16 protein-coding genes and 1 pseudogene are annotated in these 13,901 nt (G+C 41.2%); 4 read left to right on the forward strand and 13 right to left on the reverse strand.

Going from position 1 to position 13,901, the window contains the following annotated elements; genetic code table 11:
* Positions 1-68: 68 nt before the first annotated feature.
* The 3 genes from AOQ70_RS17380 to AOQ70_RS17390 form a co-directional block, all read right to left on the reverse strand.
* A complete protein-coding gene (locus AOQ70_RS17380) occupies positions 69-572 on the reverse strand; it encodes a hypothetical protein (RefSeq protein WP_059377641.1) in 504 nt (167 codons plus the stop codon).
* A gap of 99 nt (positions 573-671) precedes the next feature.
* The gene (locus AOQ70_RS17385; protein ID WP_059377645.1) at positions 672-1,418 is read right to left on the reverse strand and encodes an anti-sigma factor; all 747 of its coding nucleotides are present in this window, start codon (positions 1,416-1,418) and stop codon (positions 672-674) included.
* Complete coding sequence (locus AOQ70_RS17390) at positions 1,415-1,981, reverse strand: RNA polymerase sigma factor (protein ID WP_039177235.1); 567 nt, start codon at positions 1,979-1,981, stop codon at positions 1,415-1,417. Before AOQ70_RS17390 ends, AOQ70_RS17385 begins: the two co-directional genes overlap by 4 nt.
* A gap of 336 nt (positions 1,982-2,317) precedes the next feature.
* On the opposite strand from AOQ70_RS17390, the pseudogene AOQ70_RS19445 reads away from it, so the two are divergent.
* A pseudogene (locus AOQ70_RS19445) lies at positions 2,318-2,644 on the forward strand (YnfA family protein).
* Between the two features lie 62 nt (positions 2,645-2,706).
* On the opposite strand, the gene AOQ70_RS17395 reads toward AOQ70_RS19445, so the two are convergent.
* From AOQ70_RS17395 to AOQ70_RS17425, 7 genes are all read right to left on the reverse strand, one after another.
* Positions 2,707-4,422 carry an ABC transporter ATP-binding protein gene (locus AOQ70_RS17395; RefSeq protein ID WP_059377648.1) on the reverse strand — a complete coding sequence of 572 codons (1,716 nt, stop codon included), beginning with the start codon at positions 4,420-4,422 and terminating at the stop codon, positions 2,707-2,709.
* 12 nt (positions 4,423-4,434) lie between these two features.
* Complete coding sequence (locus AOQ70_RS17400; RefSeq protein WP_039177229.1) at positions 4,435-5,361, reverse strand: ABC transporter substrate-binding protein; 927 nt, start codon at positions 5,359-5,361, stop codon at positions 4,435-4,437.
* 110 nt (positions 5,362-5,471) lie between these two features.
* On the reverse strand, positions 5,472-7,076 hold the full coding sequence (locus tag AOQ70_RS17405) for a helix-turn-helix domain-containing protein (protein ID WP_059377650.1): 1,605 nt from the start codon (positions 7,074-7,076) through the stop codon (positions 5,472-5,474).
* 69 nt (positions 7,077-7,145) lie between these two features.
* On the reverse strand, positions 7,146-8,186 hold the full coding sequence (locus AOQ70_RS17410) for an NAD(P)/FAD-dependent oxidoreductase (protein WP_039177215.1): 1,041 nt from the start codon (positions 8,184-8,186) through the stop codon (positions 7,146-7,148).
* 153 nt (positions 8,187-8,339) lie between these two features.
* Positions 8,340-8,969, reverse strand: coding sequence for a rhamnogalacturonan acetylesterase (locus AOQ70_RS17415; protein WP_059377652.1), 630 nt, complete (start codon positions 8,967-8,969; stop codon positions 8,340-8,342).
* 152 nt (positions 8,970-9,121) lie between these two features.
* A complete protein-coding gene (locus tag AOQ70_RS17420) occupies positions 9,122-9,586 on the reverse strand; it encodes a DUF6884 domain-containing protein (RefSeq protein WP_041087307.1) in 465 nt (154 codons plus the stop codon).
* Positions 9,587-10,132: a VanZ family protein gene (locus AOQ70_RS17425; protein ID WP_059377654.1), complete on the reverse strand. Its 546-nt coding sequence runs from the start codon at positions 10,130-10,132 to the stop codon at positions 9,587-9,589.
* 176 nt (positions 10,133-10,308) lie between these two features.
* On the opposite strand from AOQ70_RS17425, the gene AOQ70_RS17430 reads away from it, so the two are divergent.
* The 3 genes from AOQ70_RS17430 to AOQ70_RS17440 all read left to right on the forward strand — a co-directional run bounded on the left by AOQ70_RS17430 (position 10,309) and on the right by AOQ70_RS17440 (position 11,823).
* Positions 10,309-10,887, forward strand: coding sequence for a TetR family transcriptional regulator (locus tag AOQ70_RS17430; RefSeq protein ID WP_059377721.1), 579 nt, complete (start codon positions 10,309-10,311; stop codon positions 10,885-10,887).
* A gap of 275 nt (positions 10,888-11,162) precedes the next feature.
* Positions 11,163-11,507: a DMT family transporter gene (locus AOQ70_RS17435; RefSeq protein ID WP_059377657.1), complete on the forward strand. Its 345-nt coding sequence runs from the start codon at positions 11,163-11,165 to the stop codon at positions 11,505-11,507.
* A 1-nt stretch (position 11,508) separates the two neighbouring features.
* A complete protein-coding gene (locus tag AOQ70_RS17440) occupies positions 11,509-11,823 on the forward strand; it encodes a DMT family transporter (protein ID WP_003217878.1) in 315 nt (104 codons plus the stop codon).
* Between the two features lie 40 nt (positions 11,824-11,863).
* Here AOQ70_RS17440 and AOQ70_RS17445 read toward each other — a convergent pair whose 3' ends face one another.
* The 3 genes from AOQ70_RS17445 to AOQ70_RS17455 form a co-directional block, all read right to left on the reverse strand.
* Positions 11,864-12,676 carry a leucine-rich repeat domain-containing protein gene (locus tag AOQ70_RS17445; RefSeq protein WP_059377659.1) on the reverse strand — a complete coding sequence of 271 codons (813 nt, stop codon included), beginning with the start codon at positions 12,674-12,676 and terminating at the stop codon, positions 11,864-11,866.
* Between the two features lie 286 nt (positions 12,677-12,962).
* Positions 12,963-13,289: a hypothetical protein gene (locus tag AOQ70_RS17450; protein WP_059377662.1), complete on the reverse strand. Its 327-nt coding sequence runs from the start codon at positions 13,287-13,289 to the stop codon at positions 12,963-12,965.
* Positions 13,282-13,884 carry a class D sortase gene (locus tag AOQ70_RS17455; RefSeq protein WP_058837499.1) on the reverse strand — a complete coding sequence of 201 codons (603 nt, stop codon included), beginning with the start codon at positions 13,882-13,884 and terminating at the stop codon, positions 13,282-13,284. The genes AOQ70_RS17450 and AOQ70_RS17455 overlap by 8 nt, the downstream gene beginning before the upstream one ends.
* Positions 13,885-13,901: the final 17 nt, after the last annotated feature.

The raw sequence follows: 13,901 nt of genomic DNA on the forward strand, positions 1-13,901 counted from the left end.
TTCTTTCTTTCCACATTTTATCATAATTTTCTGATGTTTATGGCTGGGTCAAACGAGTGATGGCACATTTATGACCTCTTCAGGGCCTTTCGCCCTCTCGCCATGTATGAAGGACGTGCCTTTTGCAAAGAAGGAACATAAGTGAACCAGCTGTTGGATTTAAAAAATAGCTGAACGTAGTAAAACTGAATGTGCTGCAGAAAAACGATGATTAATAGAAAAAGAGTGAATGAGAGAGTAGTTAGATCTACTCTTCCCTGTATCCATTCATTGATCAAAAGAATCACAAAACCGACGATGAGGAGCTGTTCAACTCTTTGCACGAGCTGGCTAAAGACATGCCCGCGTTTTGTTAGATCACCAGACTGGTGCTTTCTGATCCTTCTCGATTTGTAGAACAAAATAATACTTTCTGTTAGGTTATGAATCATAAAAAGAGCGATGAGGACGAGCAATAAAGGTGATGGGGTATAAAGGACTTGTGCAACGAACGGAAAGACTAAAAAATAACAGGCAATCAATGCGTGTCTGACTGATAAAAGAAATAGGACTTTTTCTATAGATGTTTTCATCTGTTTCACCTCCATATGTACTACGTTTCATTTGCCGAAAAGTTTCCCAAACCTATAAAAAAAGGATACCCCTAAAAAGGCATCCTTGATGAATCAAACTTAAAAAGCAGCGCTTAGTACGACTGGACCTTGCGGAAGCTTGTTATCCTTTTTTGGTTCAAGGGTAACAGCCACAGTATCCCATGATTCGTTTGCTTCTTTTTCAGATAACGCATAGGTGACGGTTCCTTCCCCGTTGTTATCTGTTTTAAAAGCACCGGCTGGCACTGGCTGATCTCCTTTAATGAGCCACACTTGATAAACAGCAGATGAATCAAGTTGACCCTTTAAGCCGTCTGCACTCACAACAAGTTCTTTTTTGCCGTTATGCTCTATCACTGAGAAAGCACCTGTCGTTTTTGGTGATGCGGCAGAAGCCAGTGATTTTGTGGCAACAACCCTGACAGATTCTTCCGCCTGCTGTTTTCCATTCGATAAGAAATACACATTTCCAGCTGATGAAATAAGAAGCAGTGCGGCAACGAGCGGTAATAGCCATTGGTTTCGTTTCTTTTGCAGCGGTTTGATTTCGTTTGGCTCAGGTGCAGCCTTTTGCTCTTTTCTATCGCTATTGTTTTCTTCGACTGTCTCTTCTTCAAACACCTGGGATAAAATACGGTCTTTCATCCCTGCCGGAGGTGTTTGGTCTTCGGCTAGAAGTGGAATGTCAGACATGAGCGCTGTCAATTCTTCAAGCTCTTCTTTGCAAGCTGGGCAGTGCTTGATGTGCTCTTCAAATTGCATTTTTTCTTCTCCTTGCAAATGCCCGTTGAAATAATCAATCACTTGATGTTTACACTGAGTCATGCCTCTTCCTCCTTTCCTCCGCGAGACAGTTTCGATCGCAAATGCTTCAAAGACAATCGAACCCTTCCCTTTACCGTACCAATAGGGATGCCCAGCTTTTCAGCGATGCTCTTTTGTGTCATTCCTTTAAAATAGACATCTTCTATGATGGTTTGCTGTTCTTTTGACAATGTAGATACTGCTTCACGTATGATCTGTTTTTCCTCTTTCCATTCCACTTCTTTTGATACATCTTCTTGATGATCGGCTAAATATTCAATATGCTCATCTTCCAAAGCCGTTTCATTCCGGTGCTTTCTTAAGAGATCAATGGCCGTGTTGCGTGACATCATGAATAACCACGAAGAGAATTTCCCTTTATCCGTATGATATTCTCCTATGCCGCGCCAGAGCTTGATAAAGACCTCTTGAAGCACTTCCTCCGCGAGCTCACGGTTTCCAGTCATTTTATAAATAAACGAATATAATACACGTTCATAGCGATCGTACAGCACTTCAAGCGAGGGCTTGTGACGATCATATTTGATCTTGTGATACAGCTCAAAATCTTTCAGTGTGTCCATGGTCATCTCCTTCCTTTTTCATGAGAAAGAGCATGCGCATCCATCATGAAATCCTTCACGTATTGCTTATCACTCGATTTACTGAAATAAGCCTACCTTGTACTTTACTCTTTTTTCAAGGAGAAAAAAAGAGCGCTAAAAAAGGAAGTGTGCTCCTCATGAGAATGTACTTACTTTACGACATAACAGACCATTTGGATCACTCATGGTACAAAAGTCAAGAATCCATGTGTGACCACTCTCTAATCAGTTGATCTCTCCATTCAATTGAGGTAGAACGCATTCTTTCCGCATGTCATAATAGGGTGTAAATTGGAGAAATTGGAGTGTCCATATATGATGGTGACGATAGTTCTTTTTTTATTAGCAGGTTTAGCAGAAATTGGCGGCGGCTATTTGGTGTGACTTTGGCTCCGTGAAGCAAAGCCTGTCAGCTTCGGGATCGCCGGCAGCCTTATCCTAGTCGCATATGGCGTCATTCCGACCTTTCAGCAGTTTCCGACTTTCGGACGGGTTTATGCTGCCTATGGCGGTGTTTTTGTCATTCTTGCTGTATTCTGGGGCTGGTGGGTCGATCGAAAAACACCTGATCTATATGACTGGATGGGGTCTTTGATCTGTTTGGCTGGAGTCAGTGTGATATTATTTGCGCCGCGCAGTTAATTTCTAACATCAAAAAGGGCTAAAATGATGTTTATTTTAGCCCTTTGTCTTCTTTTCGAATCTTACATTCTAAATTGTGTTTCGTATAAACGACGGTACAGACCATCTATTTTGAGTAACTCTTCATGTTTTCCTTGCTCTTTTACGCCTTCTTTTGTGAGAACAATAATGCGGTCGGCATGCTGAATTGTCGCTAAACGATGAGCAATGATAAAGGTCGTTCGTCCTTCAGCCAGCTCTTCTAATGATGCTTGGATAAATGACTCTGTCTCAGTATCAAGCGAAGAGGTCGCCTCATCTAAAATGAAAATCGGCGGATTTTTCAAGAAAATACGTGCTATGGAGATACGCTGTTTTTGTCCTCCAGATAACATCATCCCACGCTCACCGATCATCGTATCAAGTCCTTTTGGCAAACTATTGACTAAGTCCGTCAGCTGAGCCTTCTCTACTGCCTGCCAAATCTCTTCTTCAGATGCATTCAGTTTGCCGTATAGGATGTTTTCACGTATCGTCCCATGGAATAAATAAATCTCCTGCTGCACGACACCAATTTGTGCGCGCAGCGATGCAAGTGTCATCTTTCGCGTTTCTATGCCATCAATTGTAATGCTCCCCTCCTGCCATTCATAAAAACGGGGAAGCAGATTGCAAAGGGTCGATTTCCCGGCACCAGATGGACCGACGATGGCAATTTTCTCTCCTTGTTTGACCTCAAGATTGATGTCATGCAGCACAGGTTTGTTTGGTTCATATTGAAACGATACATGCTCAAAAGTGATATTCCCTTTTAACTCATGGACTTCGATTGCATCCTCATCATCCTTTTCATCTGGTGTTTGATCGATCAGTGATGCGAATCGTTTAAAGCCAGCTGCACCTTTTGGATACATTTCAATGACTGCATTGATTTGTTGAATGGGTCCTAAGAAAATACCTGTTAATAGGACGAATGAAACAAATTCACCATATGTCATATTTTTTTGCAGCACAAACCATGCACCGCACACGAGCCCAAATACGGTGACACTTTTAATGAGTAAATGACTCACTGCTGTATGCAGTGCCATCATTTGATATGTGGTCAGTTTTGTTTTTCTAAACTGCTCGTTATGCTCGATAAACCGATCCATTTCATGTGACTCATTCCCGAATGCTTTCACCACACGAATGCCGCTAATATTGTTTTCCACACGTGAATGGAATTGTCCAATGCTTGAAAACATTTTATCAAAAGCAGCAGACATTTTTTTCGTAAAGTAGACAGATAATCCGATCAGGAATGGAACGACAATAAATGTGAGAACCGCAAGCTGCCAGTTAATCGATAGCATGAGGCCAAACGCACCCGTTAATGTCATGATGGCGATAAATAAATCCTCTGGGCCGTGATGTGCCATCTCTCCAATATCCATTAAATCATTGGTCATGCGGGAAACGAGCTTGCCTGTTTTCTTTTGGTCAAAGAAACGGAAGGACATTCTTTGTACATGAGAGAATAGTTGATTCCTCATATCGGTCTCAATATTGATCCCCAGCTTATGGCCAAAATAAGTCACAACGTAATGCATGGTGGAACTGATGACATATAAAATGAGCAGCAAACTGCCCCAGAACCAAATGGCTTCCCAATCACCATTTGGCAGTAAATCGTCCATCACTTTACTGATGGCTAGCGGAAAGGATAGTTCGAGTAAGGCCGCTAGTACCGCACAGGAAAAATCTAATATAAACAGCCCCATATAGGGTTTGTAGTATGAAAAAAAACGTTTGAACAATTGACAGACCTCCTAATGATGAGATAAATCTGTCAATAAATCAGCAAACTTTTCAGCTTGATTCATGACTGCAATGGGATCATAAGGCCAAAAGAATTCTGCATCCAGTTGATAGGTCTGTTCCTTTTTGACAGCTTTTAAACTCTTCCAGATAGAATTATTTTTATCAAATGTCCCGCCATTGGATTCATCAATGAATATATAATCCCCTGCATATTTCGGAAGGGTTTCATAGGAGAGTACCTCATAGCCTGTTTTACTATTTAAAATTGTATCTTTGACCTCTTTTGGCGGATTCACTTTCAATTGTTGATATAGTGCTTGTCCACCTCGGTAAATTCCGTTCCCATACACAAACACATCATTTTTAAATGCGCCCATGATAGAAACTGTTTCATTCTCTTTTAATACAGATTTTACTTTTTTTCGAGCTGCTTCGATTCGTTTGTCAAAGGAGGCGAGAAACGCCTTTCCTTCCTCTTCTTTGTTTAACACCTTGGCCAAAGTTGTGATTTCTTCATGTGCGTCTTTGAATGAATTGTAAGGATATACGAGTGTTGGTGCTATTTTTTTATACACATCATAGACTTTTTCATCCTGTACTGCGGTGATAATTAGATCAGGCTTTAAGCTGAGTGCTTTTTCAGCTGAACGCTCGTCACTAATGTCCTCTATACCTTTGATCTTGTCCTTCAAGTGTACATTCTTTAAATCTTGAGTCGTTGCACCTACAGGGTGAACATCCAATGCAATTGCACTGCCTAAATATCCATCTATGAGAACGCGTTTTGGGTTTGCTGGAATGTCGATTTTTCCTTTAACAGTCTCAATGGTTTTCGTTTGCTGCTCTGTTTCTGCCGTTTTGGCTTCTTCTTTTTTGCCACAGGCTGACAATACCAGCATGAAGATGACAGCACATATCCAATATGTCTTTTTCATATGAGTATTCCTCCTTCATTTCCTAGATACAAATGAGAATAGTTATCAATTACTAGTCTCATGTATTCTACCAACCTCATACGAAGTGGTCTATGGAGGATTCTCGCAACTTACATATGGATAATTGTTGGATTGGCTGCCGCAGTCAATCGGGAGACAAAACGGTCAATCAAATGAAGAGCCCGCTCCCCTTCATCAAATCGAAAATCCTCTAGCTTTAATGGGTAGAAGGTTCCATTTTTCACAGCGGACAATTGACGAAGAACATCGCTTTCCTCCATCCGCTGATCCATTTGTTCATACCACCCATGTTCAACACCTACAATAAAAAACATGTGATCCGCCTCGTATTCTCTTAACCTTTCTAAAGGAATGACTGTATGTTGATTGGGGAGAAGAACTTCTTCTAGAATCGTCTTCGGAGGCTTTAAGTCAAGCGTTTCGTAAAGGTAGAAGGCACCTCTAGCATCATAGGACCACATGTACACTTTGTCATGTCCTCTCATTTCATAAATCGCCACTGTCTCTCCTTTTTCCCTAAAGGAAGATAGATCCTTTCTTGCCTTTTGACTCAGATGTTCAAAGCGTTTCACCCAATCAACTGCCTCTTTCTCTCTTCCTAACAGGCGCCCTGTAGATAAGACCTCTTGTACAACATGACCACCGGCATATGGCAGAACAAGGACAGGGGCAATTCGCTCAAACCGCTTGATCAACGCAGGCTTCGAATAAAAATAGTTAGGAATAATGATTAAATCTAGTTGAAGTGATTTGAATACGTCATCAGGCGTGTGTTCATCTATGACCAGCGTACCGGCCAGCTGATCTTTGAGTATATCTGAATGGTGAAAGGTATCTTGGTCAATGCAGACAGGGCGAATGCCTAGCGCGCCCAATAACCCGACAAATTGAAAAGCAGCAATTCGCTCTGGTCTTCGATTGTTTCGGAACTGACTAGGGGACCTTCCTGTCTTCTGCCTGAATTTCCTGCTGAAATATAAACTGTCTGTATAGCCCACTTGCCGCGCAATCATTTGAATTTGATCATCTGTTTGCAGAAGCCGTTTTTTTGCTTCATCTATTCGAATTTGTGCAATATAGTCACTCACACTCAGTCCCATACTTTGTTTGAAAAAGGTCGAAAAATAACTCTCATGAAAACCCATCTTATGGGCTAAGTCTTTTCTCGTAAGCTTTTTTTCATAATGCTGCGCCATATACTGCAAAATCATTTCAATTGAATAATGCACCTTCTCAGCGTATGGCTTGGATTGACGGTGAAAAATGTGCATGATGTCCTCCAGCCTTTTCTCCTGTTCTCGGATGCACTGACTCACCTTCATTTGTTTGATGTAAGAAAACAGCACGGCAGAGCCTTTGACCATTGCTCCATTATCCGGCAGATCATCATAACTCATCTTAAAAACCAATTCATTTTGCGCATCATTTGTCAGGATAAACTGATCAAATGTGATCGTATAAATCGCCACCTGTTCGTTGGATAAAGATTGGAGCATGACATTGATACCTGAGCGGATCAACATACTGTCTTTTGCGTTTAGCTGATATTGCAATCCTTCCATTTCAATTCTCACAGATCCGTCGCATGTCAAGAACATAGGGAAAGATGTATGCCAGGAGACTGTTTGTTTGACAGAAAGAGATCGCTCTTTACTTTCTTTCATGCGCAGAATGGTATGAGTACGGGTTGTCATTTTCTCTTTCTCCTTCCATATAAAAAAAGTGCTAAAATTTTAGCACTTCAATGTTTGACTGGATATTCATCAGCGAGCTCCAGCTGTTTGTAATTCTTTGTTTTTCTCCTTAAAGCGTTCATTATGAGAGGAAACGTATGCCACTTTTTCGGCTTCTGGTTCGATGTAAAGCTTTGCGCTATTCAGCGCATTGACTCCATCAACAAACGTACCAGCAATTAAGCGGACCTTGCTTTTATGTGTACACAAGTCGCCTACTGCGTAGACGCCCGGTAAATTGGTTTCCATTTTTTCATTGACCTCGATCAGTCCCCATTCACCTTGCTTGAGACCCCATTCTGATAGCACGCTTAAATCGCCTTTCATCCCGTGATTAACGATCACAGCATCTGTTTCGATTCGTTCTTTTTCACCTGTCTCTATGTTTTGAATGGTGACAGCATCAATTTTGTCACCTTGACCATGCAGTTCTGTCAGTTCATGCGGGGTTAAAATTCGTTTGCAAGTCGCCTTCATATTGGCGACGTTTTTCTCATGTCCGCCAAACATGTCACGGCGATGCACAACGGTGACACTTTCAGCAATTGGAGCAAGGGCATTGGCCCAGTCAACCGCTGAGTCGCCGCCTCCAGAAATCACAACCCGCTTCCCTGCAAATGTCTTGAGCTCCTGGACAGTGTAATAAAGGTTTGTCACTTCATAGCGGTCTGCATGCTCGATTTCAAGTTTCCGCTGAACTGGAATGCCGTGACCCATCGCTAATATGAGGGTCTTTGTCAAATGACGATCACCATTTTCAGCCGTCAGTAGGATATGATTATGTTCATCTCGCTCGAATGACGTGATTTTTTGATTCAGTGCAATCTCTGGTTCAAATGTTTTCGCCTGAGTTTCCAGCTGCTGTATCAGCTGTTCTCCTCTTGTTGGCGGCAAACCGCCGACATCCCAAATGACCTTTTCAGGATACAGAAGGATTTTCCCGCCAAGGCTTTCGTTGTACTCAAGTACCTTCGTCTTTAAGTCCCGCATCCCACTATAAAAGGCGGTGTACATGCCTGCTGGCCCGCCGCCAATAATGGTGACGTCAAACAATTCAAGCTGATCTGACATTTGAGTCCCTCCAGTTTTCCATCGAATGATCTATTTATCAGTGATATTGATTCTCATTATCATATGTATCTATTGTAGTCTACTCTAGTGAAGGGAATCAATAGCTTTCTGCAAAAAAAGAACAGGACGAGCGCTCACTCGTCCTGTCATTCATCACACGATCGTTAAACCAAGGTCTTTTAATTCAAGAGAAACAAGTCTTGCAATCGCATCTGCGCCTTCTTTTGTAAAGTGCGTGCGATCCTCAATTCCTGTTGACAGCATAAAGTAAGAGGTCGTTTTCTCTATGCCGGAAATTTGATAAAACTGAAGACTTGCGGTATTTAAATCGACGAGAAGAACTTCTTCTTCATCGGCTAATTCTTTCATAGCGGCACAGTAATCAGGAAAATCGTTGATATATTCTCCGTCTTTTTCATGAAAACGGCCGACTGGAGTGAGTAAAAGTGGTGTTGCCCCTTTTGCCCTTGCTCCGTGAATATATTGAGACAGGTAGCTTTTATACGTCGTGAAAGGATCTGTATGGCGCTCGGGCTTCTCCTTGGAAGCATCATTGTGCCCCATTTGTGTGAAAAGCCAGTCTCCAGGCTGAATGTCAGCCAATATGTCATCAAGGCGTCCTTCTTCAATGAATGTTTTTGAGCTTCTTCCACCAATGGCACGATTGTCGACGTGAACGCCGTGCGCTGTATAGCGGTGTAAAAACTCTCCCCATCCTCCTTGAACAGGACGATCTGGATAAGATGAAACGGTCGAATCACCAGCTAAATAGATGGTTGTCATGTTCATACGCCTCCCTTTTTCATTGAGCCACTTCACCCGAGCGATACGGGCATCCTAGTGCCTGCTGAAAAGATATGAAACAATCAGCATCGCTATTTCAATTATTCTCTTTTTAATGATCAAAACCCTGCTTACCGATAGATGTGAATGTGTTAAATATGCGGCGGAAGTTCTATTTTTGATTCCACTGCTTGATGTAACGCCTGAAGCATATAGCCAATTCCTTTATATGGAGCCAGCGGGTAATTCGCTTTTTGATGAGGATGTAATAAAGGGTCGATCACTTTTCGATATTTCTTCCCACCTAGTACTACCAGTTCATCATATGCGAAAAGATTTTTTTGATGAAATTGCTGGCTCAGTTCTTCTCGTGTGATCTGCTTAGCATGCGGTATACCAAAAGCCACATCATAATTTTCATGTATGATATCATCTGCCTTTAAGAATCCGTGCTTCGCTGATAAGATCATCCAGTCTGAAAAGAACGTTTGAGCATAGCTTTTCGTACGCTGATGCAGGGGACTTAAATAAACAAGGTTCGCTGGCTGGCTCCCCGCCTCTGGATCGACGTCCCAAATTTTCTTCGCGCCACATGGAATGATACAAACTCGCTTCACTCAGGTTTTCTCCTTCCTTTTTCGATAGATCTGAAACACGATACAGCCTAGCGCTGTGCCAAGTGTATTTAAAAGAATATCATCAATATCGCTGCTTCTTGTAATGATACCAGATTGCGAGAACATCCATTGGAGCATTTCGATCATGGTTGACAGGAGAAAGCCGCCAAGAACCGCCTTTTGCCAGCGCATCGTTCGAAAGGCTTGATAAAGAAAAAAACCGAGTGGAACAAATAACAATATGTTCCCTGCTAAATTTAAAAAGACGAGATTTGGATAGCCGTGATGGTAGGCGTGAAGATTTTGATAAATGGACTGCAAAGGCATGAGATTCACACTCACCTGATCCCTTGGGGCGGAAAAACGATTTGGAAAGACCGTCAAATATAATAAAACATTCGTATAAATAAACAGGCAGGCAAGGACCAACTCTGTTCGTAAATAGATAAAACGATGTTGCTTTTTTGCCTGTCTGTATCTCATATGTAAATAGAGCGGGACGAGCAGGAGAAAATAAGCAATGGAAAACATAGCACTGGATGTCATACAGAAAGCTGCCCCTTTCTCACATGATGATGCTTGACCATATTTACAGCTTATTCAGGCTTGCCCGCATCTATTCATCACTTATTCTCACATTCAATGAAGAGAAAACCATATTGACAAATCGTCATTTTCTCGCTAGACTGAATGACATTCAGTCATTTAAGGTCGGTGATGATATGTCGAAACGACAAAAGATTATGCTTGCTGCGATTGATGCGTTTAAAGAAAAAGGCATTGAAAAGACGACCATTTCGGATATTGTGAAAGCAGCAGGAGTAGCACAAGGAACGTTTTATTTATATTTTCCTTCAAAGCTTTCCGTCATGCCTGCGATCGCTGAACATCTGATCGCTCAGATGGTGCCTGCGATCGAAAAGGAACTCACTCAGCATGCAGATGTCCTCGATCAAGCAGATGCACTTGTTGAATTCATTTTTGCTTTTACAAGGCAATACCGTGATGTCCTTGCCCTCACCTACTCAGGCTTAGCCGCCACCGAGCATTTAAAGGAATGGGAAGATATTTATGAGCCGATTTACAAATGGGTCGCTGCTTTTCTAGAAAAAGCAAAGCAGGACAAACGAGTCCGTGCGAATTTGAACTGTCATTACGCGGCGAAATTCATTATCGGTTTACTCGAATCGTCTGCTGAGCAAATGTACTTATTTACGGAAACAGATACAGAAGAGGTTCTGATTCAAAAGCGAGAGGTGAAGCAATTTCTTCTTTACGCACTTGGCATAGAGACACCTTAACTTAGTACAGCACTTGCTGTACGCAGCGTGTAGACAAACCCTCGCATTCGTTGTCAGTCCTGCGCGCTGGTGCTCACGAATGTCAAATTCGCTCCGCGCCAGTGCTCGTCCTTCCTAGACTGCAAAGGTTTTCTATCACGCAGAAAAGAAAACAAAGGGCTAAAATAAAGTTCATTTTAGCCCTTTGTCGACATTCTGAATACAGCACTTGCTGTACGCTCTTTTTTGGCTTTAAAATGACGAATCGTCAGTTTTGAGTTTTAGGAGGAAATACAATGAAAAAAAGCTGGATGTATGTTGCACTTACTTGTTTATTCGAATTACTTTGGGTGTTTGGTTTAAATAGAGCAGATGCGTTGTGGGAGTGGGCCATCATTATCTGCCTGATCCCGGTTGATTTTTATTTTTTAATGAAGGCCTGCGAAAAGCTGCCGACAGGGACCGTGTACGCCGTGTTTGCCGGTGTTGGAACAATTGGGACATCTTTGATGGATTATGCACTGTTTGGCGGTTCGTTTTCAGTTGAAAAGCTCTTATTTATGGGCATTTTAATTCTCGGGATTATTGGACTGAAAGTGTCTGATGGAGATGCACATGAGCAGAAAGGAGAAGCGGTATAACATGGGCTGGTTTTTTGTACTGTTAGCCTCTGCCTGCGAAATCGGCGGGACCATTGGCCTCAATATGTTTAGTAAGAAAAAGCAAATCACGACAGGCATTTTATTTGTCGGCGGGTTTGCGTTATCCTTTTTGTTTTTATACGCCTCGTTCTCGTCCGTTCAAGTATCCGTCGCTTATACGGTCTGGATCGGGCTTGGAACGGCGGGCTCTGTCTTATTTAATATGATTCTATTTAAAGAGCCGAAAAACATGATTCGTATACTCAGCCTGCTGCTGATTGTGATTGGTGTGGTTGGGCTGAAGTTGTTTGCTTAATACAAAAAGCAATGGAATTGATTTTCCATTGCTTTTTAAGTTAATTTATATACTTTTCTTGGTACGCTTTAAATTGTTCTTCGTACTTTTGCAACTTTTTCATATCAATTTTTGAATTTAATTTCGGTTTTCGCTTTCCAATTACCATCACATCTTTATCTACAATAGGACTTGATAAAAAGATGTACGGTGCAAAACGATCACACTTCGTATTTGGGAGGGTTACGGATAATCTAGCATATTCTTCTGTCGGGAATTGGTTCGAGATTTCAAGTTCCTTGAGTCCGTCTAATTCCGATATTGGCTCTAAAGACTCGTCCTTCACTTTTATATTTGATAAGCACAGATATTTTAAATTCTTGAGGTATCTTAAAGGTTGAAGCGTATTTAAATTTAATGAATTCCAAACCCCGCCTGACAATTGCAGCAATTCTAAACCAGTGTTTTTTTGCAAAGGGGCTATGTCATTCAACTTTGAAAAATCTGTTATGGATAAAGCTTTTAAAAACGTGTTTTTTGATAGATCCCATAAACTTTGTGCCTTTGTATTCCATTCAAGTGCCAATACCTCAACATCTTTAAGAGAACTTATCATTGATAAATCTTCTACTCTCAGTTCATGCACAAAGAGCATTTTTGGATTAACTAAACTCAAGATCGTATTGAATTCCTTTTGGTCCACTTTGTAAATCCACAATTTCGTCAGGTTAGAAAAAGATTTTAACCTTTCAATGTTTATTGTTTTCCCTGTAATTAACAAGTCAGTAGAATTTTCATCTACATCGGCTAAATCATGAACAACTTCTGGTCGTTTATCATGATGAAAAATATATTGGGGGTCTTCTTTTCGCATGCTTTTACCTCCACACCTATAATTAAGGAATATCCAAATAAATTTTATCAGTATTTAGGAGTCAACACATTATGATCTTTAGCATTTTCTACTATTTCTTATGAAGCAGTCATTGGAGACTACCTGCTAGTCAGCGGACTTCTACCAATTGATATGCTAATTTTAGTAGATAATAAAGTTAGTAAAACGCCTATATATAAACAAATAAAAGAACTCTAATTCGTATACGAATTAGAGTCCTCATGATATGACTGATTTTATTTTTCTACCTTAAAATCTTTCTCGTTTAATGGGTATCTTGCTGCTCAAGCAATAGATCCATTGCGTAAATCGATTCGCCTTTCTCATCCAACAGAAAGTACACAATCAAAGGTTCTCCAAAAGCTGCTGTCTGTTGCGTGAACAAAACACATGTGAATTTTTCAATACCAACTGGCAGCTTTCTTTTTAATAAAGGGTGAAGAATAGGTGAAGCCCGAATTGTATCTACATCAACATCCCAACATTCGTTTTTTAAAGTTGGATATTGCTCTGATAACAATTGGTGTAACATATCGGTCGTGAGCGCTGCTTTTCCATCGCATCCATCATTTATTATGTTGGTGTTATACATCCGACAGCTGTTCACCCTTTGAAGCGTTGATTCGTATTCCTTTTAAGACAAAGCGTTTCTGACCATCAAGTGTACAAGTGATCAATGTCAGTTCATTTTTCCCGCGATCCTTTAATACATCCACATCCGTCGGTTCTATCGTAGCAGAGCTGACAATTTTATATTCGTATGTTTCAGCTTGATGATGTAAGACGACTTTTTCTCCTTTAGGTACCTCTGGCAGCTGCCGGAAAAGCCGGTCGCCTCTATACCCTCTATGGCCTGCAATCGTGAAATTTCCTTCACCTGGCATTTGATGAGATTTGATTTGAGTCAGTGCAATGCCTAAATTTTCTTTTGTTGTAACAGGCAGCACTTTTTCGTTTAAATCAATTGACGGGATCTCTAGCTCCATCACATCTCGCAGGTCTTCTTCTGACACAGTTAAATGTGGAATTGAAGAAAGGGCATCACTTTCATTTTCTTCAATCATCTTTAATGCCTGTTCCATTGCTGCTGTCTCTTGAGAAGTTCGCCACTCATATAGAAAAGGAACGGAGATGAGCATCAGCCCCGTGACCACCAAAAAGCTGCCTAATAAGGTTCTTTTTTTCATCAATACACTCGTTCCTT

The sequence above is a fragment of the Bacillus sp. AM 13(2015) genome, from assembly GCF_001518755.1.
Taxonomy (GTDB): Bacteria; Bacillota; Bacilli; order Bacillales; family Bacillaceae; genus Bacillus; species Bacillus safensis.